Here is a 23760-nt window from a genome sequence, read left to right on the forward strand (position 1 = left end):
GACCCTCCGTCGGCCCTAGCCGTTGATCCAGCGGAGGGGGGCCGTCCGAAGGGAGTTGCAGTGACCGAGAAGCGGGCCTTTATCAACGCCGTGGCCGGCGCCGTGCCGGAGAATGACGTCCACCGGCTGTTCGTCGACTGGGCCGAGGGCCAGATCGAGGATCCGCGCCTGCGCAAGCTGTTCCTGCGCATGGCCGACCGTTCCGGAATCGAGCATCGCTGGTCGGTGCTTCCGCCGGCCCCGGGCGGACTGCCGCACAACCAGCCGGGCGGTTTCTATCATGGATCATCCCCCGCCACCTCCACCCGGATGGTTCGCTATGCCGAAGAGGCGCCGAAGCTTGCGCTTCGCGCCATCGACAGGCTCGCCGAGGAAGTTTCGCTGGACGGCGTCACCCATCTCGTCGTCGCCAGCTGCACCGGCTTCGTCGCTCCGGGAATCGACCAGATCATCGCCCGGCGGCTCGGCCTCGACCATGTCGAACGGACTTTGGTCGGCTTCATGGGCTGCTATGCCGCCGTCTGCGCGCTTCGGACGGCCTATCATATCGCCCGCTCGGATCCCTCGGCCCGGGTGCTGGCGGTGACGGTCGAGCTCTGCTCGCTCCATCTCCAGGAAACGCAGCAACTGGAATCCCTTCTCGCCATGCTCCAGTTCAGCGATGGGGCGGCGGCCGCCCTGGTCACGTCCGAGCCAGGCGGGTTCGAGATGAGCCACCTTTTCTCCAACGCGCTCGAGGATTCGGCCGAGCTGATCCAGTGGAAGATCGGCGATACCGGGTTCGAGATGACCCTGTCCGGCGAAGTTCCGGCCCGGATCCAGCACGCGCTCGAGGATGAGGGAGTGCGGGCGAAGCTGTTCAACGGCTGGTCCCCCGACCAGGTCGACAGCTGGGCGGTGCATGCGGGCGGCCGATCGATCCTCGATGCCGTGGAAAAGGGGCTGGAGCTGCGCCAGGGCGCGCTGTTCGCGTCCCGCGATGTCCTCGCCCGCTTCGGCAACATGTCCTCGTCGACCCTGATGTTCGTCCTGGCCCAATTGCTGGAGCAGCCGGACGTCAGGCGCGGAGTCGCGATCGCCTTCGGGCCCGGGCTTTCCGCGGAGGGTTTTCATTTCGAGCGGTCCGGTCCGGGTCCGGCCGGGCTGGCCCAGGGAACGGCGTGACCCTGAAGCAGAGGGTCCATCGTGCCGAGCAGATGGACGATCCCTCGCTCGACCCCGCCACCTACGGCCGGGTGCTGGCCGACCTGGCCAGGGTCAACAGCTGGACCTTCGGACGGCTTCCGACCCTGGCCTTCCTTCGCCGGGCTGCCGCCGGAATGACGGCGTTCCGACTGCTCGATGTCGGCTTCGGCCAGGGCGACATGCTTCGCGCCATCGCCCGCCGGGCGCTTCGGGAGGGCCTGGCCGTCGAGCTGATCGGAGTCGATCTCAACCCTCGAAGCGCCGCGATCGCCCGTTCGGCGACTCCGCACGACTGGCCGATCGACTATCGGACCGGCGACTATCGCGACGTCGCCGGACCGATCGACTTCGTCATTTCGAGCGCGGTCGCCCATCATATGACCGATCCCGAGATCCACGATTTTCTTCGATTCATGGAGTCGAGGGCCGAGCGCGGCTGGATCATCAACGACCTGCATCGCGGCGCCCTGGCCTATCATGGCTATCCGCTGCTCGCCCGACTGATGCGGTGGCACCGGATCGTCCGCGAAGATGGCCGGCTGTCGATCGCCCGCGGCTTCCGGCGACCCGACTGGCAGCGGCTGATCGAGGAATCCGGGATCGATCCGGCGGCGCCGAAGATCGTCCGCCGGGCCCTGTTCAGGCTGTGCGTCGAACGGCTGCGCTGATCGTCGGCGGCGGGCCGGCCGGCTGCGCGGCGGCGATCACGCTCGCGCGCGGCTACGCCAAGCCCCTGCTGGTCGAACGGAGCACGAGCGAGCGCGACATCGTCTGTGGCGGCTTCCTCGGCTGGGATTCGCTGGCGGCCCTGCGCCGGCTCGGGATCGACGTGGAGGCGCTTGGCGCCCGCCCGATCCGCCGCCTGCGGCTGGTCGCCGGAAACCGGATCGTCGAAGCCGATCTGCCGGAACCGGCGGCGGGGCTTTCGCGCCGCCGGCTCGACCAGGCCCTGCTTCGCGTGGCCGAAGAGGCGGGCGCCTGCGTCCTTCGCGGGCGCTCGGCACGAAGCGTTGAGGGTGGCATCGTCCGGCTCGACGACGGCGAGCGGATCCAGCCGGACGCTCTGTTCCTCGCCACCGGCAAGCATGAGCTTCGCGGCGTCGCCCGCGAGATCGGCCGCCGGCCGGTATCGGTCGGGCTTCGCGCAACCCTGCAAGGTCGGGCCGATCTGACCGAGGCGCTGGACGGGACGATCGAGCTCCACCTTTATGACGGCGGCTATGCCGGCCTGCTCCTCCAGGAGGACGGATCGGCCAACCTCTGCCTCACCGTCGACCGAAAGCGGATGGCGGGTGGCCCGGACGCCCTGCTCGAACGACTCGCAGCGGAATCGACGCTGCTCAGGGAAAGGCTCGGAGGCGCCGGGCCGGACTGGGACGCGGTCTCGGGCGTGCCTTATGGCTGGCGGGCAAGCCGCACCCGGCCGGGTCTTTACCGGGTCGGAGACCAGGCGGCGGTGATTGCCAGCCTCGCCGGCGACGGAATCGCGGTTGCGCTCGCCAGCGGGGTCAAGGCGGCCCAAGCCTGGCTGGTCGGCGGCGCTTCCGGCGCGGGCGCCTTCCAGACCGGCTTCGCCGCCGAGGCGCGTCGGCCGGTTCTGGTGGCCGAGCTCCTTCGCCACATGGCGGCCCGAAAGCCCTTCCGGGAAATCATGATTCGTCTGGCGGGGGTTCCGGGCCTCGCCGCCGCCGCGGCGCGGCTGACCCGGATCGGCTAGCGGCCGGTAATCGCCGCCGGCGCGTCGGAGCGCCATTGGCCCGACTGGCGATATTCCTCGCGGACGGTGGATTCGGGCAGGTTGTTGATGGCCCAGCGCGGGTCCTGCGGAATGTCCGAAGGCAGAGCGACGCTCGCCCGGACCGCCGCCGCACTGGTCGGCGGAGCGAGCCGTTCGGCGATGGCGGTGGGGATGTCCGTTCGGCGCGGAAGAAGCATGGTCGGCCGAGGCATCGGCTCCCTTCCGGCATAAGCGTCGGTGAAGGCGCCCTGTTCGCCGCCGGGGCCGGGAAGCCGGTAGAAATTATGGGCTCCGATGACGACCGTCCTGGCGAGGCGCGGGGCCCAGGAAGGCGAGACGGCATGGGTATGATAATGGGTCGAAAGCCCCACCGGAGCGAAGCTTCGCCCGGAAAGGGCTTCGGCGGCGAACTGGCGGGCGCGGGCCCAGGCGATCCCGACCGGGCGGCGAGCCAGCGATCCGTCGCAGGTGAAGGTGAACTGGCAGCCGCCTCCCGGCCTCATCGGGCCCTGGTAGACGACTCCGCAAATGCTGTCGGGCCAGGCCGGGTGGCGGACCCGGTTGAGGACGACCTGGGCGACCGCGCGCTGGCCGGACTCGCTCTCGGAAGCGGCTTCGTAATAGATGGCCTGGGCGAGGCAGTCGAGCGAACGCAAGCGGTCCAGCGCCGTCCGTCCTTCGAAAGCGAGCCCCGGCGCGGATGGACCGGGCTCGGCAAGGATCGACTGGACGGTGTTCAGGGGCTGCGCCGGTGGCCGTTCAAGGCCGGCGGGTTCGACGAGGCCGAGGGCGAGAGGGAGCCGTGCTTCCGGTCCGATATCGCTCGCCGAAGGAACGCAGGACGTGCTGCCCAGAGCGAGCCCAAGGCAAACGAGCGGCAGGGCGCCGCCGCCGAGACGGCGATAGGCTTTCTTCCACCTGTGAACGCCCAACTGCATGCCTGCTTCCGTCCTCGGGACGAGGCTTCGGACAGGCAAATAATCCCAGTGATCCGCCCGCGCGCGCCTTGATTTCGACGCGTCCCACTAAGGCACAGAAGTGCAGGAAATGTTGATGACCGGGGCTGCACCCGGATCAGGAGGCGCGGGTGGTGCTCTGCCGGCTGGGAGTGCTCGCTTTCTTCTGCTCGCCGTGAATGGCTTCGCCGCTCACGCCCTTGTCGCGCTCCGAATCCCGAAGCGTCGGATTGCGGTTGTTGTTCTTTCCTTCGGCGCCGCTGTGTTCGCGCATGGCTGATCTCCCATGTGATTCGTCGGACCAACGCCTCCCTGGCGAATGCGTTGCGTCGTCCGCCCCGCTGGTCGAGCCGTGAACGCGCTTCGTCGACGCGCACGTGCCTTTGCCGAAACGATCCCCAGGATCATCGAAATCGAGACGCGTGGGCGGACGGACCAGGCGAAGGAGGATCCAGCGGTTCGCGGAAGGAACAAAACGCCCCCCGTTCCTGCCGCGGCCGCGAAACCTCGAACGGCCCTCGCAAGGCCAGATTTTGGAGTGATGGAAATGTTTGTTCGTCCGATCCTCGCCGCCGCAGCTGTTTCTGCCGCCTTCGCCATGACCAGCCTCGCCGCCGGTCCGGCCAGTGCCCAGTCGATCACCTCTGTTCCGGTCGCCATCGGCGATCTCAACCTCGCCACCGCCGCCGGGCGCGAGGCGCTCGACGGCCGAATCGCCTTTGCCGCCCGCCGCCTGTGCGGCGATTATTCGCACCTCGAACTCAAATGGGCGTCGATGAGCCGATCCTGCCAAGCCGAGGTCATCGCCGCGGCGCGGGCACTGCGCGACACCGTGGCCGAAGGCCAGGGTTTCGCCAGCAATGGAGTAAGCCGAGCTGCCAACTGAGCCCACCGCGCAGCAAGGCTTGCTGGGAGGTGACGGTGCCCCGCCGTCACCTCCCTTTTTGTTCGGTTTCAGGAAGGCGACGGGTCAGGCGCGGCCGGCGAACCGCTTGACCTCCTCGACATAGGAGCGGCCGATCCGCTGTTCGCCGCCATCCTTCAGCCGAGCGGTCCAGTGTCCGGCCTCGTCGCGGTAGAGCCCGACGATCGTGTCGCGCCGGAGGATCACCGAGCGATGCACTCGGATGAACCGGGCCGGATCGAGGTCCACTTCCAGCTTGGCGATCGTCCGGTGGATGAGCCAGCTGCGCCCTCCGACATGAAGACGCATATAATCGCGCTCGGCAGTGATCCGCTCGATGTCCGAGGCGGCAATCCGGACGAGACCGCTATGGTCCGGTACCCAGAACTCCTCCACATAGGCTGAAGGGGACGAGCCGCCGGAGCGATCCCCGGAGGCATGGACGCGAACCCGATCGAGCGCTCGAGCGAGGCGATCGAGCTGAACCGGCTTCATCAGATAGTCGATCGCGGCGACATCGAAGGCCGCAACGGCGAAATTGTCGAACGCAGTCACGAACACGACGGCGGGATGGACGCTCGAGGCGGACAAGGCGCGTGCCACGTCGATCCCGTCCATTCCCGGCATGGCGATGTCGAGAAGGACGACGTCGGGAGCCACGGCCTCGGCGATCCGGAGGGCGGCCTCGCCTTCATTGGCGGTTCCCACCACCGTGACCTCCGGACAGCGGGCGAGGAGAAGCTGGAGCCGCTCCACCGCGAGCGGCTCGTCGTCGACGACCATGACCCGCAGCGGCGCCTGAAGGGCTTCAGCCATTTCTCGTCACCGGCATGTAGAGATGGACGGTAAAGCCGCCGTCCGGATCGGCTCCGGCCAGGCAGCCGGCGCGCGAGCCGTAGCGGGCGGTCAGGCGATCGCAGACGTTCCTGAGGCCGACTCCGGTGCCGCACCCTTCGCCATCGCCGGCCTTCCACTCGCCATCATCCTTGACCTTGATGTGCAGCCGGCCCGCCTCCTCATAAGCGGAAATGCGCACCGTGACCGCCTTGCGCGACCGGGCGACGCCATATTTGACGGCATTCTCGACCACCGGCTGGAGGATGAGGACCGGCACCCGAGCCGAAAGCAGCGGATCGGGAACCTCGACTTCGACATGGAGCCGATCGGGAAAACGGATCTGCTCGATGTCGAGATAGAGACGCTGCAGCTTGATCTCCTCTTCCAGCGCAAGGTCGGCGGTGGGATCGGCCGAAAGCGTCGCCCGGAAGAAGGTGGACAGGTTCATCAGCATCCGCTCGGCGACGTCGGTCTTCTGGCTGAGGATCAGCGACGACAGCGAGTTCAGCGTATTGAACAGGAAGTGCGGGTTGATCTGGTAGCGAAGCGCCCGAAGCTGGGCTTCCTGGGCCTCCTGGGCGAAGACGGAAGCGCGCCGGTCGGCGGCGCGGAGCTGGCTCGCATAGCTCATCGCGACATAGAAGGCGGCCCAGGCGGCGAACAGAAAGTACCAGGAAAGGGAGGTTTCGAGGACCGACCGAGCCGCCATTTCCAGCGGGCTCCAGCCCATGGCGTGGCGCTCCTGTTCCATCTTCACCGCGTCGAGCGGCGCATAGACATAGAAGGCGAAATAGTTCGCCGACGAGAAAAGGAGCGAAGCGGGCAGGCACAGCAAGGCGGCAGCGACGATCTTCGAATTGAGGCTCCGTCTCGCCACCAGCCGCATCGCCAGGTAAACCAGCAGGGTCAGAACCACTCCGACCGCCACCACCGCCGAGCGCCTGGCGAGCATCGCCCAGAAATCGGGATATTGAAGCACCAAAGCGCGAAGCGTGATCAGCGCCATGTAGAGCAGCCAGAAAGCGAGGATCGACTTCAGCGCGATGCCGAGGTCCGGCAGGCGGCGAGTGTCGCTTTCGGCAAGCAGTCTGTCCATGCCGTCTGTTAACCGAGGAGCAATGGAAAAGCCTTCCTGCCCCGGGTCGTTTGCAGAATTGCCCGACGAGTTGGTCGAAAAACTCCTGAGTCGGCGGCGGTAGCCGAACGCATCGGCCTCACCGAGCGCCGGCTCCATTTCCGGTTCCTGTCGATTCCCACCCACCGATTCTCGCATAGCATGGCGAGTGCAGCCGCGTCAGCAGGCCCGCCCAGATGCTTATCCACAGCTAATTTCCTCCCGTTCGAAACGTTGCGCCGGCGAAAGAACCCTCGAATGTCCGCGATTCGCGCTGCTGCGCCTGTTGCGTTGGTGGACAGCGGCCGATCGTTCCGGCGCAACTCCGTAGTTTTCACGGTTGCGAGCGAAGTCGAACTCTGATTCAATTCTGAACGGGGAGCGAGGTCTTGGTTAACGGCTTTGAAAGCCGTTTTGGGGCATGATCCTCGCAAGGGCAAAAGGAGTGGGATCATGAGTACGAGAACTCGGCCCGCCAGCGGAGCGGTGGCACTGGCTGAGATGAAAGAGTTTGCGGGCTTTTCCAAGGGCACGCAGCGTTACATCCGTCGTTCGCTCGATGTCGGGCTCGACCGGCGCGATGCCGTGAAGCGCTGGTCGCGCGATCCGGCCGAGGCCGCGGGGATCCGGGCGCAGGAGCGCGTCTACCGCCGGCTCGACCATATTCGGGCCTATGTTCCGGACGATAGCGGCCTTGATGCGATGGAGCCGCTGATGGCGCCGCTCGTCACCATGACCGCCTTCGATCTCGGACAGGACCGGCTGACCTGCTTCGCTTCCTACCGCTTTCTTTACGAGCGGCTGATCGGCGCGAGCGTCCGTCCCTGGCTTCCCGCCGCCTTCTGCGCCGCTGCGGCCCTTCCGCATCTTCATCCGGATCGCCGGCGAATCCTGCTCCAGTCGATCAGCGAGGCGGCCGCGACCGCTCCGGGCTGGTCGAATCGCGAGCCTGTCTTCTTCCCCGAATGGGTGGAAAAGGTCGACATGACCGTCGCCGGCTGACGCCGTTCCTCCCGTTCCACTTCCAGCGGCGGGCTTCGTGCCCGCCGCTTTTCTTTTGCGAGCCGGCCCGGCCCTCGACCATGGTTCGGAAAGGCCGGCGCCCTTTCCGGCTCAGCCGAGCCTCGCCAGCACTTCCTCGGCGAACTGGGTGAGGGTGTCGTCGCGGGCGCCCATGATGACGATCCGGTCACCGGGCTCGGCGAGCTCGAGCAGCCGCTCGCCGCAGGCCTGGCGCTTCGGAAGATGTTCGGCGCGATGGCCGAAGGCGCAGACTCCGTCGACGATCTGCGCGGTGCCGACGCTCCGGTCGGTCGTTCCGCCATAATAGACCGGGTCCGGCATCACGAGCACGTCGTCGATCCGCATTTCCCGGGCGAAGGTGGCGATCAACGCCTCCTTCATCGTCCGAAGCGGGCCATAGCCGTGCGGCTGGAAGAAGAGCAGCAACCGGCCGGGAAAGCCGTGAAGGGTCCGGAGCGTGGCGGCGATCTTGTCCGGATTGTGCCCGAAATCGTCGATCACGCTGATCCCGTTGGCGGTGCCGACCAGTTCGAAGCGTCGGCGAAGTCCGGCAAAGCCGGTCAGGGCCTCGGCCGCCTCGGCCACTTCGAGTCCGGCGGAATGGCAGGCGGCGAGGGCGGCGAGCGCATTTTCGACATTGTGCCGGCCCGGCACCTGAAGCCGGACCGGAACGCTTCGGCCCCGATTCACGAGCGTGAACGAAACCGCGAAAGGCTCCTCCTTCAGCTCGGCCCCGAAGAAATCCGCCGAATCGTCGACCAGCGAATAAGTGCGAAGCCGCTCCGCCGGCAGAGTCGCGGCGAGGAAGCGGGTCTCGTCATCGTCGAGGTTCAGAACCACCGTTCCCGCCTTGCCGGCAAAGTCCCGGAACAGTCGGCGAAGCTCGTCGAGCGACTTGTGATCGAGCGTGATATTGTTGAGCACCGCCACTTCCGGCCGGTAGAGGGCGATCGATCCGTCGCTTTCGTCGACCTCGCTCACGAAGACGTCGCCGGCCCCGACCAGGGCGCTTGCGAACGGCACCTCGGGGCTGACGAAATTCTTCATCACGGCGCCGTTCATCACCGTCGGCGAGCGGCCGGCGGCGTGGAGGATCCAGCCGATCATTCCGGTGACCGTCGACTTGCCGCTGGTTCCGCCGACGGCGATCCCGGTCGAGGCGGCGTTGAACAGCTCGGCAAGCAGTTCCGGGCGCGACAGCCGCGCAGCTCCCAATTGCTTGGCCTTGACCACGTCGGGCACGCTTTCCTCGATCGCCGCCGACGTCACCAGGATCTGGTCGCGGCTCGTCAGGCCGCTGCCATCCTGCGGGAAAAGCGCGATTCCGCGCTTCTCGAGAAACTCGAACTTCGGCGCCAGCCGGCCCTGGTCCAGGGTCCGGTCGGAGCCTGCCACCTGATGGCCGCGCCCGCGTACGATCATCGCCAGCGGAAGCATGCCGCTGCCGCCGATCCCGCAGAAGAAATAGGATTTTGCCTCGCCCATCGCGCTGCCCTATTGGCCTTTGCGGGGCTTTTCAAACAGGTTGGCCAAGCGCATGAGAATTGGGGTGGTGGCGCCGAGCTCGCGCTTCGAGAAGGAAGCGGCGAAGCGCGTGAGTGCGCTTGCGGCCAGGCATTTCCCGAAGGCCGAAATCGTCTTCCACCCCAATTGCTTTCTCGCCCACAATCATTTCGCCGGCCCCGACGCCGCCCGAACCGCCGCCCTGGTCGATTTCGCCAACGATCCCGGCTTCGATGCCGTCTGGTTCGCCCGAGGCGGCTATGGTGCCTGCAGGATCGCCGAAGAGGCGCTCGCCCAGCTCGGCACCGAAGCCCGCGACAAGACCTATCTCGGCTACAGCGATGCCGGATTCCTTCTCGCCGGCCTTTACCGAGCCGGCTTTCCCCACCTCGCGCACGGGCCGATGGCTCAGGACGTGATGCGCCCAGGAGGCGAGGCGGCGATCCTTCGAGCGCTGGCCTGGCTCGTCGATCGCTCGCCGAGGGCGCTCGAGCCGGAGCTGGAAAGCGATCGGCCCCATGCCGCCTTCAACATCACCGTGCTCAGCCAGCTGCTCGGCACCGGGCTCGAGCCCGACCTTTCCGGCCACATATTGCTGCTGGAGGAGGTGGCCGAGCAGATGTACCGAACCGACCGGGCCCTGTTCCACATCACCGCCAACGCCTCGATCCGTCGAGTCGCGGGAATCCGCCTCGGCCGGTGCAGCAACGTGCTTCCGAACGAGCCGGATTTCGGCGAGAGCGAGGAGGAGGTCGTCCGGCACTGGTGCCGGGCCTCGGCAATCCCCTATCTTGGCCGCGCCGATATCGGGCATGACGTCGGCAACCGGATCGTTCCCTTCGGGCGGCCTTGATCATTCGTTCCAGGGATTTGCACCCGCCACGGGCTTTCGGCACCCTTTCTCTCTCATGGCCATTGCAAAGCGGTCGCCTTTGCCTCTATCGCAGGGCAGGACTCACAGGGAGGGAAGTATGGCACAAGGAAGGCAGAGCGGTTTGCAGCGGCCGGTGACCCCGTCGAAAGAGCTTGCCGAGATTACGGGACCCGACCCGCTTCCGCGCAGCCAGGTCGTCAGCAAGATCTGGGACCATATCAAGAAGAACGATCTTCAGGACCCCAAGAACAAGCGCGAGATCGTCGCCGACGACAAGCTCCGCGCCATTTTCGGCAAGGACCGAGTGTCCATGTTCGAGATGAACAAGCACATCTCGCGGCACGTCAGCTGAAGTAGAATGACTGTGGGCGGCTGCGACGCCGCTCGCATCTCCACCAAAAGGCGATTGCTGGACGCTCTCGTGGCGCTGGGTATTAGGCCCGGCGACCTCGTCATGGTTCATGCTTCGCTTCGCAGGATCGGCCTCGCTCGCGCCGTCTTCGGCGAAAGCGGGGCCGAACTGATTCTCGACGCTCTCGAGGACGCGGTCGGCCCGGGCGGCACCCTGATGATGCTGCTCGGCACCGACTATCCGCAGGACTGGGTCAATCACCGGCCGGCGGCGGAGCGCTCGGCGCTGCTCGCCGGAACCGAGCCGTTCGACTTCCGCTCGGCGCCGGCCATGCCCGACGTCGGCTGGCTGGCCGAGGCCTTCCGCCGTCGCCCGGGTACCGTCGTCAGCGACAATCCGAGCGGTCGCTTCGGAGCGCGGGGCGCCCGGGCGGAGGCGCTGGTGAGCGGCCAGCCGTGGAACGATTATTACGGTCCGGGATCACCGCTTCAGAAACTCTGCGAATGGGGCGGGCGGGTCCTGCGGCTCGGCGCCGATCCCGACACGGTGACCGCCCTTCATTATGCCGAATATCTCGCGCGGATTCCGAACAAGCGACGGACTCGATGGCATTATCTGCTGAAGTCGGCGGAGGGGGCGAGGCTCGCCTGGGTGGATTGCCTGGACGACAATGAGGGGATCGCCGACTGGGACGGCGAGGATTATTTCGCCGCGATCCTCAAAGCCTATCTCCAGACCGGTCGCGCCGCTCGAGGAAAGGTGGGCGAGGCTTGGAGCGAGCTGATCGAGGCTTGCGACATCGTCGAATTCGGTGCCCGCTGGATCGAGCGGAACCTGGCCTAGCCGCGCCAGCGAAGCCCGAGCCAGAGCGTCCGCGGAGTCGCCCGCTCGACGATTCCGGCTCCGGAGATGCCGGCAACGATCCGAGCGTCGGAGAGGTTTTCCGCGCGCGCTTCCAGCGCCAGTCCCCGCCCGAGGGGCAGGACGGCAAGGGCGTCGAAGACGAGTGCGTCGGGGATCCGCTGGCGATTGAGATCGTCTTCATACTGGTTGCCGAGATAGCGCGCGGTGAGGGAAGCGAGCGCGCCGCCCGTTCCTTCCCAGGCGAGAGTCGCCGAGGCGCTGTGGCGAGGCGCCTGGGCCGGCCTCAAGCCGTCCAGGGCCGAAGCGGGACCGTCCGAGCGCACTTCGGCATCGGCGAAGCTGTACCCGCCGGACAGCCGCCACGGCCCAAGCGCCATGCTCGCATCCAGCTCGATTCCCCGGCTTGTGATCGCCTCAACGTTTCGGCGCTGGCGATATTGCCCACCCGCCGGAACGAAGCCGACCCCGGGGAATGCGCCGGGGCCTTCTCCGAGCGTGACGTTGGATATCGCCTGATCGAGACGGTTGGCGAAGACGGTGATCCCGACCCTCGCGAAATCGGCCGGTCGAAAATCGAGGCCCGCCTCGATCCCCTTCAGCCGTTCGGGGGCAAGCGCCGGATTGGCCGCGGTGGCGTCGGTTCCGACCCTGAAGGGACGATACAGCTCGTTGAGGGTCGGGAGCCTCCAGCCGAGATAGGCGGCGGTGCGCAGGGTGAGCCGGTCGGTCGCTTGCCAGGCCGCGCCGGCTCGGCCGGTCGGCTCCCAGCCGCTTCGGTCGGCGAAGCGGGCGTCGGTGAGCAGCGCCCCCGTGGCAAGGGTTCGTTCGCGCAGCAGACCCTTTTCGATCCACCAGCGATCGAGCCTTCCCCCGGCGGTGATCGTCAGATCCCCCGGCTGCCAGGAAAACTCGGCAAAGGCGCCGAGCGTTCGCGTTCGACCGCCGGCGACGCGAGCGCGGGACGGCTCGCCACCGACGAAAAGATAGAGTTCCTGAGTCCGTCCCTCCGTTTGACGCGCATCGGCGCCCACGCGCAATTCGACCGGGCCGGTCAGCGGGCGAAGTTCGAAGCGCGCGCCGAGACCGGTCGAAGGGACCGAATATTGATCGAGGGCGAGGCTGGCGGCGGCGCGCCCGGCGCCGACGGCCGCAAAGCGGTTCGAGAAATCACGAAGCTGCACATAGGCGACGGCGGCAAAGGGCAGTCGTCCGTGGCCGACAAGTCGAAGCGACGCGTCGGCGCCTTCCGTGGAAATATCCGTGAAGGCGGTGCCGCGCTCGCGCTCGTCGGTGAAGGCCGAAAGACTGGCCTGAAGCTCCAGAGCGGTTGCGACGGGAGTCACCGCACGCAGGGCGACGCTGCCCTGACGATAAGGAGAGCGCCGATCGGCCGGGCCACGCTGGCTGGCGATCACCGGCACGAACCCGTCGCCCTGAGCCCAGGCGGCGGAAACGGTGACGAAGCCGGACCCCACCGCAAGGCCGATCCCGGCATGCCCGTCGACGCTGTCCCGGCTGCCATAAGCGATCGAGGCAGAAAGGCCTTCCACTTCCGCCGGGGCGGCGCTGCTCAGCTCGATCGTTCCGGCGAGTGCGCCCGGGCCGCTCGCGCCGGTGCCGCCGCCGCGGATCACTCGAACCTGGCCGAGTCGGCGCGGATCATAAGCGGGCCAGCTGATCCAGCCGCCGAACGGGTCGGTCTGCGGGACTCCGTCGAGGATCAGCAGCGCCCGGCTCGACGCATTGCCGCCGAGCGCCCGAAGCGTCGCTCCCTGACTCGTCGGGTTGGCGGTGCGCGAGTCCGAGCGCCGGAACTGCTGGAAGCCCGGAACGTCGCGAAGGAGATCTTCGAGCCGGTTGGAAGGCGAATAAGCGAGCCGGTCGCGGCCGATCGTGACGACGTCGTAGACCTCTTCTCCGGCCGCAGTGCCGAGGCCGCGGCCGGTGACGATTATCGCCTGTTCCTGGGCGAAGGCCGGGAAAGCGAGCAGGAGCGAGGGGAGGAGGAGCGCTGAGCGGATCACGTCCTCCCCCTTACAACAACAAGCCGAGCCGGCGAGTCAGTGATCGGCCTTCATCCCGGCTCGCCGTTGGTCACTCGCCCGAAGACTGCGCCTGGGCGGCGGCTTCCAGCTGTTCCTTGGTCAGGGAGATGACCAGGCCGAGATTGTTCTTGCCGAAGCTGCTCAAGGGAAGCTTGGCGCGGACTTCCCCGGTGGCAACGACGGCTCCATCGGCATCCACCGATTCGACCGTCCCGACCGATCCGCCCCGTTGGTCGACAACGGCAAGACCGGCGCGGATGTCGGCCGCGGTTGCCCGGGTGACCGGACCGGCGGCCTCGGTTCCACCGGGCGCTGCGTTGCCGTCGGCGCCCGACTGCTCTTCGGGCTCGGTCCGAGTCTCGGCCTGGGCCGGCGGATTGGCGCGCGCGGCCTCTGCGGCATTCTCGCTCGGCGGGCGTTCGGTCGGCGGAGCCGAATCGGGCACAGCCTGCTGAGCCGGCCTTGCGGTCTCGCTGGCGTCCGGCTGGGATTCTTCCGTCGGCTGCGCCGGCGAGCGCTGGTTCGGGTTTGCGGCGGGAGCGCGGGTCTGCGCCGCCGGCGGGTTCTGGCGGTCGTTGCCCTGAGTCGCTTCCTGAGCTTTCGACGCGGCCGGCAGTGCGATCAGCGCGACCGCCGCCAACATGCTGAACTTCAATTTCATTTCCTATCTCCAGACTGGGATCTGGAGCTTCAACGACCGAGCGGCTGCCGGAGCCGCCCGGTTGCGATGGATTGTGCCCGACCAACGACCACTGGCTCCGGCCGAGCCGGCACCCGGATCGTCAGGTCAGAGCACGTACTTGCTGAGATCCGTGTTGCGCGCGATGTCGGCAAGCTGGCGCTCGACATAAGCGGCATCGACCGTCACCGTCTCGCCGCGGCGCTGCTCCGCTTCGAAGCTGACGTCTTCGAGCAGCTTCTCCATGACCGTCTGGAGCCGACGGGCGCCGATATTCTCGACTTCGGCATTCACCTCCGCCGCGAGCCGCGCCAGCGCCCGGATGCCGTCCTCGGCAAAGCGGATCTCGACGCCTTCGGTCGCCAACAGCGCCCGATACTGCTCGGTGAGGCTTGCCCGAGTGTCGGAAAGGATCCGGACGAAATCCTCCTCGGTCAGCGCCTTGAGTTCGACCCGGATCGGAAGCCGGCCCTGAAGCTCGGGAAGCAGGTCGCTCGGCTTGGCGACGTGGAACGCGCCCGATGCGATGAACAGGATATGGTCCGTCTTCATCGGCCCGTATTTGGTCGCGACGGTGGTCCCTTCGATCAGCGGCAGAAGGTCGCGCTGAACGCCTTCGCGGCTGACCGAGCCGCCGCGAACGTCGGAAACGGCGATCTTGTCGATCTCGTCCAGAAAGACGATCCCGTTGGCCTCCGCATCCCGAAGGGCGGTCCGATTGAGGTCGTCGGGATCGAGCCTCTTGTCCGATTCCTCCTCGACCAGCTTTGCCAGCGCCTCGCGAACGGCCATCTTCCGGCGCTTGCGCGGTTGCTGCCCGAGCGCCTTCCCCATCAGCTCGGACAGGTTGATCATCCCGACCTGGCCGCCCATGCCCGGGATTTCGAACGGTGTATTCGGCTGCTCGACCACCTCGATCTCGACCTCGCGGTCGTTGAGATGGCCTTCGCCGAGCATCCTTCGAAAGCTTTCGCGCGTGGCGGCGCTGGCGTCCTTGCCGGTCAGCGCGTCGAGAAGCCGCTCGATCGCCGCCGCTTCGGCCGCGCCGCGAACGGCTTCCCGGCGCCGCTCGCGTTCGAGCCGGACCGCTTCCTCGACCAGGTCGCGAGCGATCTGCTCGACGTCGCGGCCGACATAGCCCACCTCGGTGAACTTGGTGGCCTCGACCTTCACGAAAGGCGCATCGGCAAGCCTGGCGAGGCGGCGGCTGATCTCGGTCTTGCCGCAGCCGGTCGGGCCGATCATCAGGATATTCTTCGGCGTGACTTCGTCGCGAAGCGCCTCCGGAAGCTGCTGGCGCCGCCAGCGATTGCGCAAGGCGACGGCAACCGCGCGCTTGGCCTCGTCCTGACCGATGATGTGGGCGTCGAGCGCGGCGACCACGGCCTTGGGTGTGAGGGTTTCGTTCATGCTGCCTGCTGCTCTGGAGGGCGTCGGCTGCGGATCGGAAGCTCCCGCATTTCCGGGGATCGAAGATTGATAATTCATCCCCCGCTACATGTGAGGCGGGAAGGGCCAGTTCAAGCGGTGCAGCGGAAGCCGGCGAACAGCCGCCGATGCGAGTCGAGGATCCGATCGATCGCTTCGGGTTCCGGCTCGGTCGACCATTGGTCGAGCTCGAACGTGCCGCCGAGGAGAATCCCGTCCGGACGCGGGAACATATAGCCTGCCCGGGTCGTGAAGGCGTAGCGGATCTCCGGCTGGGGGAGGAGCACGGCAAGCTGCCCGCGCGCCGGGCGAAGCTGGGTATCGCCGAACAATTCGCGAGCACCGAGCCCGGTACAGTTGAACACCAGCCGCTCGGGCAAGGCCGCGACTTGCGCCGGAATGGCGAACCGCCGAACCACGACCCGGCCGCCCGCCAGCTGGACGTCGCGGATCAGCTGGCGAAGGAAACGTCCGGTTTCGACATAGAGCGTGTCGTAGCGCGCGAGATTCCGCACCGGAAAGGGATGCTCGTCCGGCGCCAGCATCCGGTTCACCGGCGGAAAGGTGGGAAGCAGCGCCCGCTCCGGAGTGCCGCCATTCTCGCTGTAGGTGGGCAGCCAGCGGATGCCGTAATCGTCGCCCACCATGATCTGGAACCGGCGCCAGCTGTAATCGGCAGCGGCGAGATATTGCCGGCGCCATTCCGGAGTGACTTCGCTGTTCCGGAAATGGGCGAAGGGATGCCATTGCCCGCCGGCAATGTCGGACGTCGTGTCGGGCGGAAGCGCCTCGGCATAAAGGGTGACGGGAAAACCCGCCTCCTGAACGAGCCTCGCCGTCGTCAGGCCCATCACTCCGGCCCCGATCACGGCCACGGGTCCCTGATGACCTTGAAGACCGAGAGCCGTCGCAAGCTTCGAGCTCCCCCAGCTCAAGGTGATTCCCGCGCCGCCATGGCCGTAATTATGAACCAGCCGCTTGTCGCCGAGCGGCTCGGCCCGGACGACGAACCCGGCCGAGCGATAGGGACGAAGTCCGGCAAGGGTTCGAATCACCCGTTCGCGAGCCACTTCGACCTTGGGGAGGCAGCCGCGGATCGGTCGGATCGAGGCGGGCGCCCGGGAGAGGGTGGAAGCGCAGCCCGGAAGCAGCAGGCCGGCGAAAGCGAGGCTGCTGCCCCCGACGAGGGTTCGGCGATCGAGCTCAGGCACCAGCCGAGAATAGCCGATCCTGCCGTCGGCGGCACGTCCCGATCATCGGCCCGCCCAACGCAGCGCGGGCTCCAGCCACTCCGCCAGCGGCCGATAGAGGAAACCGTGGCCAAGGCCGGTCTCCAGCCGGACCTCCTCGTAACGCCCGAGCCGGGGCGAGTTCAGGGCCAGGTCGCCGCAGCTTCCGACAAGCTCGTCCGAGGCCTCGAAGAGGGACAGCACCTCGCCGTTCAGCCTCGGACCATGGGTTCGGACGAGCCAGGGACTGCACCCCGCGACAAGAACGTAACGCACCTTGGGCGCCTCGACCCGGCTGGAGACGAGCGCCGCGATGATCGCCCCCTTGGAAGCGCCGACCAGCGTGATCCGGGACGGATCGACGCCGCGAGCGATCAGCGTTCGGACCTGCCCGGCGACCTGGTCGGCATAAGCGGCGGGATCGGTGTCGCGAGGCCGAACCTCGCTGATCACGTCGAAGCCGCGCTCCGCAAAGGCGGCGAGGATTCCGCGATATTCGTAGGGGCCGTGAACCGGGCTGACCGCCTGGGGGCCCTGGTCCTCGACGATCCGGCCGTGCAGGTAGAACAGATAGCGCCTCGAATCCGGCTCCGCGGCGGTTGCCGGAGTGAAGCCGGCCAGCAGCGCCAGCAAGGCGGATGCGAGGGTTTTCGAAGCGCGGCCGGGTAGCGCCGGGCGGACTTGGCCCAGGCGCTTGAAGGGCAGGAGCAGGCGGTCGTTCGGACGTCGGCCGCCCACGATCGGCGCTGCATTGTCGGGCATCGGCTTCTCCTTCCCCCCGGCTTGTCCCCTGCTCGAGCGGTCGCGGCAAACGAGGATAGCTAGAACCTGCCCCAAAATTTCTTTGGCTTTCGCCGGCGGCGAGGGACGTTAGAAGCGGCCCGGGGAGGCAGTCGAATGATCCGGCCCTATCTGCCGCTGAACGGGCTTCGCGCCTTCGAGGCCGCCGCTCGCCATCTGAGCTTCACCCGGGCGGCGGTGGAATTGTGCGTCACCCCCGCCGCGCTCGGCCACCAGGTCAAGGCGCTGGAGGAGCGGCTCGGCGTTCCGCTGTTCCGCCGGCTTCCGCGCGGCCTCGCCCTGACCGACGAGGGCCAGGCCTTGTTGCCGGTGCTGTGCGAATCCTTCGATCGGATGGCGGCGCTGCTCGACGAGTTTCGCGGCGGCCGGGGACGGGAAGTGCTGTCCGTGGGCGTGGTGGGAACCTTCGCGCTCGGCTGGCTGCTGCCGCGACTGGAGCGGTTCGAATCGGCCAATCCGGGCGTCGACCTTCGCCTCACCACCAACAACAATCGCGTCGACATCGCCGAGGAAGGGCTGGATTATGCGATCCGCTATGGCGACGGCGCCTGGCACGGCACCGACGCCATCCTGCTCTTCGACGCGCCGCTGACTCCGCTCTGCGCACCCGAAGCCGCCGAGCGTCTCGGAGCGCCGGACGATCTGCGGCGGGAAACGCTTCTTCGTTCCTATCGAGCCGGCGAGTGGACGGCCTGGTTCGAAGCGGCGGGCGCCGAGCAGCCGGCCCTGACCGGACCGGTCTTCGATTCGGCGGTGCTGATGGTTCGCGCCGCGCTCGATGGCCATGGGGTCGCGCTGGCGCCGCCGGTCATGTTCGAGCCGGACTTGCGGCAGGGCCGTGCCGTTCGGCCGTTCGAAGCCGAAGTGAGCCTGGGCGGTTACTGGCTGACCAGCCTCAAGTCGCGCAAGCCGACCGGAGCCATGGCCGCTTTCCGGGACTGGATCGTCGCCGAGGCGGTTGGCCGCGCCGCTTAGGAGGCGGCGCCCTCGATCGTCTCCACGGTGAGATTCTCGTTGGTGTAGACGCAGATGTCGGCGGCGATCTTCATCGCCTTGCGAGCGATCGTCTCGGCATCCTCTTCATAGCCGAACAAGGCGGTCGCGGCCGCAAGCGCGAAATTGCCGCCCGATCCGATCGCGGCGACGCCCGCCGCCGGCTCAAGGACGTCGCCATTGCCGGTCAGGATCAGAGTCACGTCCTTGTCGGCGACGATCATCATCGCTTCCAGGTTGCGAAGATATTTGTCGGTGCGCCAATCCTTAGCGAGCTCGACCGCCGACCGCATCAGAGCGCCATGATATTGTTCGAGCTTTCGCTCCAGCCGCTCGAACAGGGTGAAGGCATCGGCCGTCGCGCCGGCGAATCCGGCAATGACCTTGTCCCCGCCAAGCCGCCTGACCTTGCGCGCATTGGGCTTGATCACCGTCGACTGAAGCGACACCTGACCGTCGCCGGCAATCACCGCCTTGCCGTTCTTGCGCACGCCGATGATCGTCGTTCCGTGCCAGCTTTCCATATCTGCTCCCGCTCGTTTCCTGGCGGCTATCTGGGTGGCCGGCGACCGGGCTGCAATGTCAGCCGGCCTCCGCGACGATCCGAAGCCACGCCGCCTCGTCGATCACTTCGATTCCGAGCTCCTGCGCCTTCTTGAGCTTGGAGCCGGCGCCGGGTCCGGCGATCAGCAGGTCGGTCTTGGCGGACACCGATCCGGCCACCTTGGCGCCGAGCGCTTCGGCCTGGGCCTTGGCCTCGTCGCGCGAAAGCGCCTCAAGGCTGCCGGTGAAGACGAGGGTCTTGCCGGATACCGGCGAAGACTTGGTCTCCCAGACCACGTCCTGCGGTTCGACGCCGGCGGCGAACAGGTCCGACAGGACCTCGCGATTGTGCGGCTCCTCGAAGAAGTCGCAAAGCGCTCCGGCCACTTCGCCGCCAATGCCCGGAGTCTCGATGATCGCTGCGGCGGCATCGTTGCGGCGCTTGCGGAACTTCTCGTCGCTCTCGCCCAACGCTTGTGGAACTTGCGCCCGGGCGGCGGCGGCGCGATCGATCATCGCCTGGAAGCTGTCCCAGCTCCGATAGCGGCGGGCGAGGTCGCGGGCGGTGACTTCGCCGATATGGCGGATGCCCAGCGCATAAAGAAAGCGGTCGAGCGGCGGCCTGCGCTTGGCATCGATCGCGGCAATCAGATTGGCCGCCGAAATCTCGGCCCAGCGCTCGCGGGCGAGCAGCTGGTCTTTGGTCAGGCGGAAGATGTCGGCCGGCGACTGGAGCAGGCCATCGCGGAAGAAGCTTTCGATATGGGTGATCCCGAGCCCTTCGATATCGAGCGCATGGCGGCTGACGAAGTGGCGAAGCCGCTCGACCCGCTGGGCAGGGCAGATCAGGCCGCCGGTGCAGCGGACGTCGACCTCGCCTTCCTCGCGAACGGCGTCCGAACCGCATTCGGGGCAGCTGTCGGGGAAGATGTAGGCCGGTCGTTCGGCCTCGGGCGTACGGTTCTCCAGCACCTGCGGAATGACGTCGCCGGCGCGCTGGATGAGGACCCGGTCGCCGGGCCGAACGCCCAGCCGCTCGATCTCGTCGCGGTTGTGAAGGGTGGCGTTGGTGACGGTGACTCCACCGACGCTTACCGGCTTGAGCCGAGCGACCGGAGTCAGCTTGCCGGTCCGGCCAACCTGGATGTCGATCGCGAGAAGCTCGGTTTCGGCCTTCTCCGCCGGGAATTTGTGGGCGATCGCCCAACGCGGAGCGCGGCTGACGAAGCCGAGCCGCTCCTGCCAGTCGAGCCGGTCGACCTTGTAGACGACGCCATCGATGTCGAACGGCAGGTCCGCGCGTTTCGCCTCTATGGTTCTGTAGTGGCCGAGAAGTTGAACCAGATCGGTGAACCGGTCGAGGTCGGCCGAGATCGGCACCCCCCAGTCGGCAATCGCCTTCATGACGTCGAACTGGCTGTCGGCCGGCAGGGCCGAAACCTCGCCCCAGCCATGGGCATAGAAGCGCAGCGGCCGCGACTCCGTCACCGACGCATCCTTCTGCCGAAGCGAGCCTGCGGCCGCGTTGCGGGGGTTGGCGAACTGGCGCGCCCGGGCCGGATCCTCCGCTTCGGCGAGCAGCCGGGCGTTCAAGGCCGCGAAGTCCGCCTTGGACATATAGACTTCGCCGCGAATCTCGAAGACGTCCGGGACCTTTCCTTCGAGCCGCTTCGGCACGTCGGCAATCGTCCGGACATTGTCGGTCACAACCTCTCCGGTGCTTCCGTCGCCGCGGGTGGCGGCGAGGACGAGCAGACCCTTCTCGTAGCGGAGCGAGCAGGACAGGCCGTCGATCTTGGGCTCGGCCGTCAGGGCGAGTTCGGCATCCGCGGGCAGGTTGAGGTAGCGGCGGACGCGTTCGACGAACTCGCCGACCTCCTCGTCGGCAAAGGCATTGTCGAGGCTGAGCATCGGCCGGGCGTGGCGGACCTTGGACAGGTGCGCCGCCGGCGCCGCTCCCACCTGCCGCGACGGGCTGTCGTCCCGCACCAGATCCGGAAACAGCGCCTCGAGCTCCGCATTGCGCCGGACCAGGGCGTCATATTCGGCGTCGGAAATCTCCGGCGCATCCTCGCTGTGATAAAGGCGGTTGTGGCGCGCAATCTCGGCGGCGAGACGCTCAAGCTCGGCGGCGGCTTCGCGTTCCGTCATGCCGCCTCCAGCAGCCGGGTGGCCTGTGCCCTTGCTTCCTCGGTGATCTGAGCGCCGGAAAGCATCCGGGCGATCTCCTCGCGTCGGCGGGCGGGGTCGAGGGGCTGGACGCTGGTCCGGGTGACCAGCCCATTATGGCTCTTCTCGATGAGCAGGTGAGTGAGGCCGCGGGCCGCGACCTGGGGAGAATGGGTGACGACGATCACCTGGCCGTCCTCGGCGAGACGGTGAAGCCGCTCGCCGATCGCGCTGGCGACGGCGCCGCCGACGCCGCGGTCGATCTCGTCGAAGATGATCGTTCGAGCGCCGCCCTGCTCGTGGAGCGCGACCTTGAGAGCGAGGATGAAGCGGGAAAGCTCGCCGCCGCTGGCGATCCGGACCAGCGGCCCGAACGGCGCGCCGGGATTGGTCGAAACCTGGAACTCGACTCGGTCCCGGCCGGCCGCGGAGGGTTCGGAATCGGCGACGATGGTCCGGAACTGGGCGGAATCCAGTTTCAGCGGCGCGAGTTCGGCCGCCACGGCGCGGTCGAGCCGCTCCGCCGCTGCCCGCCGCTGTTCGCTCAGCCGCTCGGCTTCGCCGTCATAGGCCGCCCTGGCGGAGGCGAGATCGGCGGACAGCGCGGCGAGCTGTTCCTCGCCCGCCTCGATCGACTCGAGCCGCGCCGCCAGTTCGTCCCGAAGCGCCGGAAGAGCGTCGGGATCGACCTTGTGCTTGCGCGCCGCCCCCCGGATGTCGAACAGCCGGCTCTCGGCCTCCTCGAGCTTCGCCGGATCGAAGGCGAGCGCCTCCCGCGCCCGCTCCAGCGCATCCTCGGCCTCGGCCGCTTCGATGACGGCGCGGTCGAGCGCGGCGAGCGTCGCCCCGAGCAGCTCATGCTCGCCGGCGATCCGGTCGAGCCTTCGAGCGGCCTGCCGGAGCAAGGCGAGACCGCCCTCCGATCCCTGGAGAAGGCCTTCGACGGCGGCGAGCTCCTCGCCCAGCCGAGCGCCGGCCTGCATCGTCGCCCTCAGCTCGGCAAGCGCCTGCTCCTCCCCGGGCTTCGGATCGAGCCGCCGAAGCTCCTCGAGCGAATGGGCAAGCCATTCCCGGTCCCGTTCGGCCTCTTCCCTGAGGCGCCGGGCCTGTTCGAGACGGTCCTCCAGAGCGCGCACCGTCTGCCAGGAAGCGGCGGCGGCGCTGGAATCGATCCGGCCATAGGCATCGAGGAGAGCGCGGTGGCCGCGCGGGTTCAGGAGCCCGCGATCGTCATGCTGGCCGTGAACCTCGACGAGCAGGGCACCAAGTTCGCGCAGCAGGCCCGCAGAGACGGACTGATCGTTGACATAAGCGCGGCTGCCGCCGTCGGCCTTGACGATCCGGCGGATGACGAGCGGTTCGCCGGGCTCGCCGGCCAACCCGTTCTCATCGAGAAAGGCGAGCGCGGGATGGTCCGGCGGCAGCTCGAAGCTCACGCTGACGGTGGACTGAGGCTGGCCGCTCCGGACGAGCCCGCTGTCCGCCCGCATGCCCAAAGCCAGACCGAGAGCGTCCAGAAGGATCGACTTTCCCGCGCCGGTTTCGCCCGTCAGCACGCCGAGACCCGAGCCGAACTCCAGGTCGAGCGTTTCGATCAGAACCACGTCGCGGATGGAGAGGCCAGTCAGCACCCCTCGTCTCTGCCACTGCGCGGTTCAGCAGATCAAGACGTTGGCGTGGCTGTCGCGGTCTGCTGGGCGGGAGCGTTGCGCTGAACCAGCTCATAGGCCCGCTGATACCAGCGGCTTTCCGGATAATTGGCGCCGAGAACCGCCGCAGCGCGACGGGCTTCCTCGGGAATGCCAAGAGCGAGATAGGATTCGGTAAGCCGCATCAGAGCCTCGGGCGCATGGCTGGTGGTCTGATATTCGTCGATCACCGTCCGGAAGCGGCTGACCGAAGCAAGCCACTGCCGGCGCCGCTGGTAGAATCGGCCGATCTCCATTTCCTTGCCCGCAAGATGGTCGCGAACGAGGTCGATCTTCAGCCGGGCATCGGCGGCATAGTCGGTGGTCGGATAGCGGCGGACGAGTTCGCCAAGAGCGTCGAGCGCCTGGCGGGTTATCGCCTGGTCGCGGGTGACGTCGCGGATCTGTTCGTAATAATTGAGGGCGATCAGATAATGCGCATAAGGCGCGTCGCGATTGCCGGGGTGAATCGAAAGGAAGCGCCGCGCCGAATCGATCGACTTGGTATGATCGCCGGAGGCATAATAGGAAAAGGCGCTCATCAGCTGCGCGCGGCGCGCCCAGACCGAATAAGGATGCTGGCGTTCGACTTCGTCAAACAGAGCCGCCGCGGGAAGATAGCTTCCCCGCTGCATCCGTTCCCACGCTGCATTGTAGAGCGTGTTGACGTCGCGGGCGACGTAGCGCGTGTCGACGCTCGTCCGGCCGCCGCCCAGCCCCAGGGACTCGCAGGCGGAAAGCATAGGCAGCGCCGCGGCGAGGGCGAGAATGGCGATCGGACGGGACAATCTTTGCATGGCGGGCTTCTTAGCGGAGGGTTGGGACGAGGCCAAGC

The 23760-nt window shown here is 67.4% G+C and carries 23 protein-coding genes; 9 read left to right on the forward strand and 14 right to left on the reverse strand.

Translation table 11 applies throughout. The features are described from left to right. The first annotated feature begins 60 nt into the window (after nt 1-60). The 3 genes from ACRYLT_RS07915 to ACRYLT_RS07925 are packed head-to-tail and all read left to right on the forward strand — an operon-like array spanning nt 61 to nt 2902. On the forward strand, nt 61-1164 hold the full coding sequence (locus ACRYLT_RS07915; RefSeq protein WP_482663541.1) for a type III polyketide synthase: 1104 nt from the start codon (nt 61-63) through the stop codon (nt 1162-1164). A 32-nt stretch (nt 1165-1196) separates the two neighbouring features. Further along, nucleotides 1197-1853 carry a methyltransferase domain-containing protein gene (locus ACRYLT_RS07920; RefSeq protein ID WP_482665423.1) on the forward strand — a complete coding sequence of 219 codons (657 nt, stop codon included), beginning with the start codon at nt 1197-1199 and terminating at the stop codon, nt 1851-1853. Continuing rightward, nucleotides 1832-2902: an NAD(P)/FAD-dependent oxidoreductase gene (locus tag ACRYLT_RS07925; protein WP_482663542.1), complete on the forward strand. Its 1071-nt coding sequence runs from the start codon at nt 1832-1834 to the stop codon at nt 2900-2902. Before ACRYLT_RS07920 ends, ACRYLT_RS07925 begins: the two co-directional genes overlap by 22 nt. On the opposite strand, the gene ACRYLT_RS07930 is transcribed toward ACRYLT_RS07925, so the two are convergent. Both ACRYLT_RS07930 and ACRYLT_RS07935 read right to left on the reverse strand, forming a co-directional pair. Beyond that, nucleotides 2899-3861 (reverse strand): cell wall hydrolase, encoded by a 963-nt coding sequence (locus ACRYLT_RS07930; protein ID WP_482663543.1) that lies wholly within the window; start codon nt 3859-3861, stop codon nt 2899-2901. The genes ACRYLT_RS07925 and ACRYLT_RS07930 overlap by 4 nt on opposite strands. 136 nt (nt 3862-3997) lie before the next feature. Further along, on the reverse strand, nt 3998-4153 hold the full coding sequence (locus ACRYLT_RS07935) for a hypothetical protein (RefSeq protein WP_482663544.1): 156 nt from the start codon (nt 4151-4153) through the stop codon (nt 3998-4000). A 273-nt stretch (nt 4154-4426) separates the two neighbouring features. On the opposite strand from ACRYLT_RS07935, the gene ACRYLT_RS07940 reads away from it, so the two are divergent. Then, nucleotides 4427-4765 carry a UrcA family protein gene (locus ACRYLT_RS07940; protein ID WP_482663545.1) on the forward strand — a complete coding sequence of 113 codons (339 nt, stop codon included), beginning with the start codon at nt 4427-4429 and terminating at the stop codon, nt 4763-4765. A gap of 84 nt (nt 4766-4849) precedes the next feature. Here the strand turns inward: ACRYLT_RS07940 and ACRYLT_RS07945 are convergent, their stop codons facing one another. Both ACRYLT_RS07945 and ACRYLT_RS07950 read right to left on the reverse strand, forming a co-directional pair. Beyond that, nucleotides 4850-5599 (reverse strand): LytR/AlgR family response regulator transcription factor, encoded by a 750-nt coding sequence (locus tag ACRYLT_RS07945; RefSeq protein ID WP_482663546.1) that lies wholly within the window; start codon nt 5597-5599, stop codon nt 4850-4852. Next, nucleotides 5592-6716, reverse strand: coding sequence for a sensor histidine kinase (locus tag ACRYLT_RS07950; RefSeq protein WP_482663547.1), 1125 nt, complete (start codon nt 6714-6716; stop codon nt 5592-5594). Before ACRYLT_RS07950 ends, ACRYLT_RS07945 begins: the two co-directional genes overlap by 8 nt. Nucleotides 6717-7187: 471 nt before the next feature. On the opposite strand from ACRYLT_RS07950, the gene ACRYLT_RS07955 reads away from it, so the two are divergent. Beyond that, the gene (locus ACRYLT_RS07955; protein ID WP_482663548.1) at nt 7188-7736 is read left to right on the forward strand and encodes a hypothetical protein; all 549 of its coding nucleotides are present in this window, start codon (nt 7188-7190) and stop codon (nt 7734-7736) included. 111 nt (nt 7737-7847) lie between these two features. Here ACRYLT_RS07955 and ACRYLT_RS07960 read toward each other — a convergent pair whose 3' ends face one another. Beyond that, nucleotides 7848-9242 (reverse strand): UDP-N-acetylmuramate--L-alanine ligase, encoded by a 1395-nt coding sequence (locus ACRYLT_RS07960; RefSeq protein ID WP_482663549.1) that lies wholly within the window; start codon nt 9240-9242, stop codon nt 7848-7850. A gap of 67 nt (nt 9243-9309) precedes the next feature. Between ACRYLT_RS07960 and ACRYLT_RS07965 the strand changes: the two genes are divergently transcribed. From ACRYLT_RS07965 to ACRYLT_RS07975, 3 genes are all read left to right on the forward strand, one after another. Then, a complete protein-coding gene (locus tag ACRYLT_RS07965; protein WP_482663550.1) occupies nt 9310-10113 on the forward strand; it encodes an LD-carboxypeptidase in 804 nt (267 codons plus the stop codon). A gap of 118 nt (nt 10114-10231) precedes the next feature. Then, nucleotides 10232-10486, forward strand: a complete 255-nt coding sequence (locus ACRYLT_RS07970) for an SWIB/MDM2 domain-containing protein (RefSeq protein WP_482663551.1) — start codon at nt 10232-10234, stop codon at nt 10484-10486. A 69-nt stretch (nt 10487-10555) separates the two neighbouring features. Next, the gene (locus tag ACRYLT_RS07975; RefSeq protein ID WP_482663552.1) at nt 10556-11329 is read left to right on the forward strand and encodes an AAC(3) family N-acetyltransferase; all 774 of its coding nucleotides are present in this window, start codon (nt 10556-10558) and stop codon (nt 11327-11329) included. Here ACRYLT_RS07975 and ACRYLT_RS07980 read toward each other — a convergent pair. From ACRYLT_RS07980 to ACRYLT_RS08000, 5 genes are all read right to left on the reverse strand, one after another. Then, on the reverse strand, nt 11326-13374 hold the full coding sequence (locus ACRYLT_RS07980) for a TonB-dependent receptor (RefSeq protein ID WP_482663553.1): 2049 nt from the start codon (nt 13372-13374) through the stop codon (nt 11326-11328). The two genes, ACRYLT_RS07975 and ACRYLT_RS07980, sit on opposite strands and share 4 nt — an antisense overlap. Nucleotides 13375-13444: 70 nt before the next feature. Further along, nucleotides 13445-14056, reverse strand: a complete 612-nt coding sequence (locus tag ACRYLT_RS07985; protein ID WP_482663554.1) for a hypothetical protein — start codon at nt 14054-14056, stop codon at nt 13445-13447. Nucleotides 14057-14182: 126 nt separating this feature from the next. Further along, entirely contained in the window at nt 14183-15484 is a 1302-nt protein-coding gene (gene hslU / locus ACRYLT_RS07990) for an ATP-dependent protease ATPase subunit HslU (protein ID WP_482663555.1), read from the reverse strand. A 110-nt stretch (nt 15485-15594) separates the two neighbouring features. Continuing rightward, nucleotides 15595-16713 carry an FAD-dependent oxidoreductase gene (locus ACRYLT_RS07995; protein ID WP_482663556.1) on the reverse strand — a complete coding sequence of 373 codons (1119 nt, stop codon included), beginning with the start codon at nt 16711-16713 and terminating at the stop codon, nt 15595-15597. 42 nt (nt 16714-16755) lie between these two features. After that, nucleotides 16756-17493 carry a hypothetical protein gene (locus ACRYLT_RS08000; RefSeq protein ID WP_482663557.1) on the reverse strand — a complete coding sequence of 246 codons (738 nt, stop codon included), beginning with the start codon at nt 17491-17493 and terminating at the stop codon, nt 16756-16758. A gap of 135 nt (nt 17494-17628) precedes the next feature. On the opposite strand from ACRYLT_RS08000, the gene ACRYLT_RS08005 reads away from it, so the two are divergent. Beyond that, a complete protein-coding gene (locus ACRYLT_RS08005; RefSeq protein ID WP_482663558.1) occupies nt 17629-18507 on the forward strand; it encodes a LysR substrate-binding domain-containing protein in 879 nt (292 codons plus the stop codon). On the opposite strand, the gene hslV is transcribed toward ACRYLT_RS08005, so the two are convergent. The 4 genes from hslV to ACRYLT_RS08025 are packed head-to-tail and all read right to left on the reverse strand — an operon-like array spanning nt 18504 to nt 23722. Further along, complete coding sequence (gene hslV / locus ACRYLT_RS08010; protein ID WP_482663559.1) at nt 18504-19049, reverse strand: ATP-dependent protease subunit HslV; 546 nt, start codon at nt 19047-19049, stop codon at nt 18504-18506. The two genes, ACRYLT_RS08005 and hslV, sit on opposite strands and share 4 nt — an antisense overlap. Before the next feature lie 58 nt (nt 19050-19107). Then, nucleotides 19108-21219 carry an NAD-dependent DNA ligase LigA gene (gene ligA, locus ACRYLT_RS08015; protein ID WP_482663560.1) on the reverse strand — a complete coding sequence of 704 codons (2112 nt, stop codon included), beginning with the start codon at nt 21217-21219 and terminating at the stop codon, nt 19108-19110. After that, nucleotides 21216-22868, reverse strand: coding sequence for a DNA repair protein RecN (gene recN / locus ACRYLT_RS08020; RefSeq protein ID WP_482663561.1), 1653 nt, complete (start codon nt 22866-22868; stop codon nt 21216-21218). Before recN ends, ligA begins: the two co-directional genes overlap by 4 nt. 32 nt (nt 22869-22900) lie before the next feature. Then, nucleotides 22901-23722 (reverse strand): outer membrane protein assembly factor BamD, encoded by an 822-nt coding sequence (locus ACRYLT_RS08025; protein ID WP_482663562.1) that lies wholly within the window; start codon nt 23720-23722, stop codon nt 22901-22903. Nucleotides 23723-23760 lie beyond the last annotated feature (38 nt).

This window comes from Sphingosinicella sp. SM1-17, from assembly GCF_056821765.1.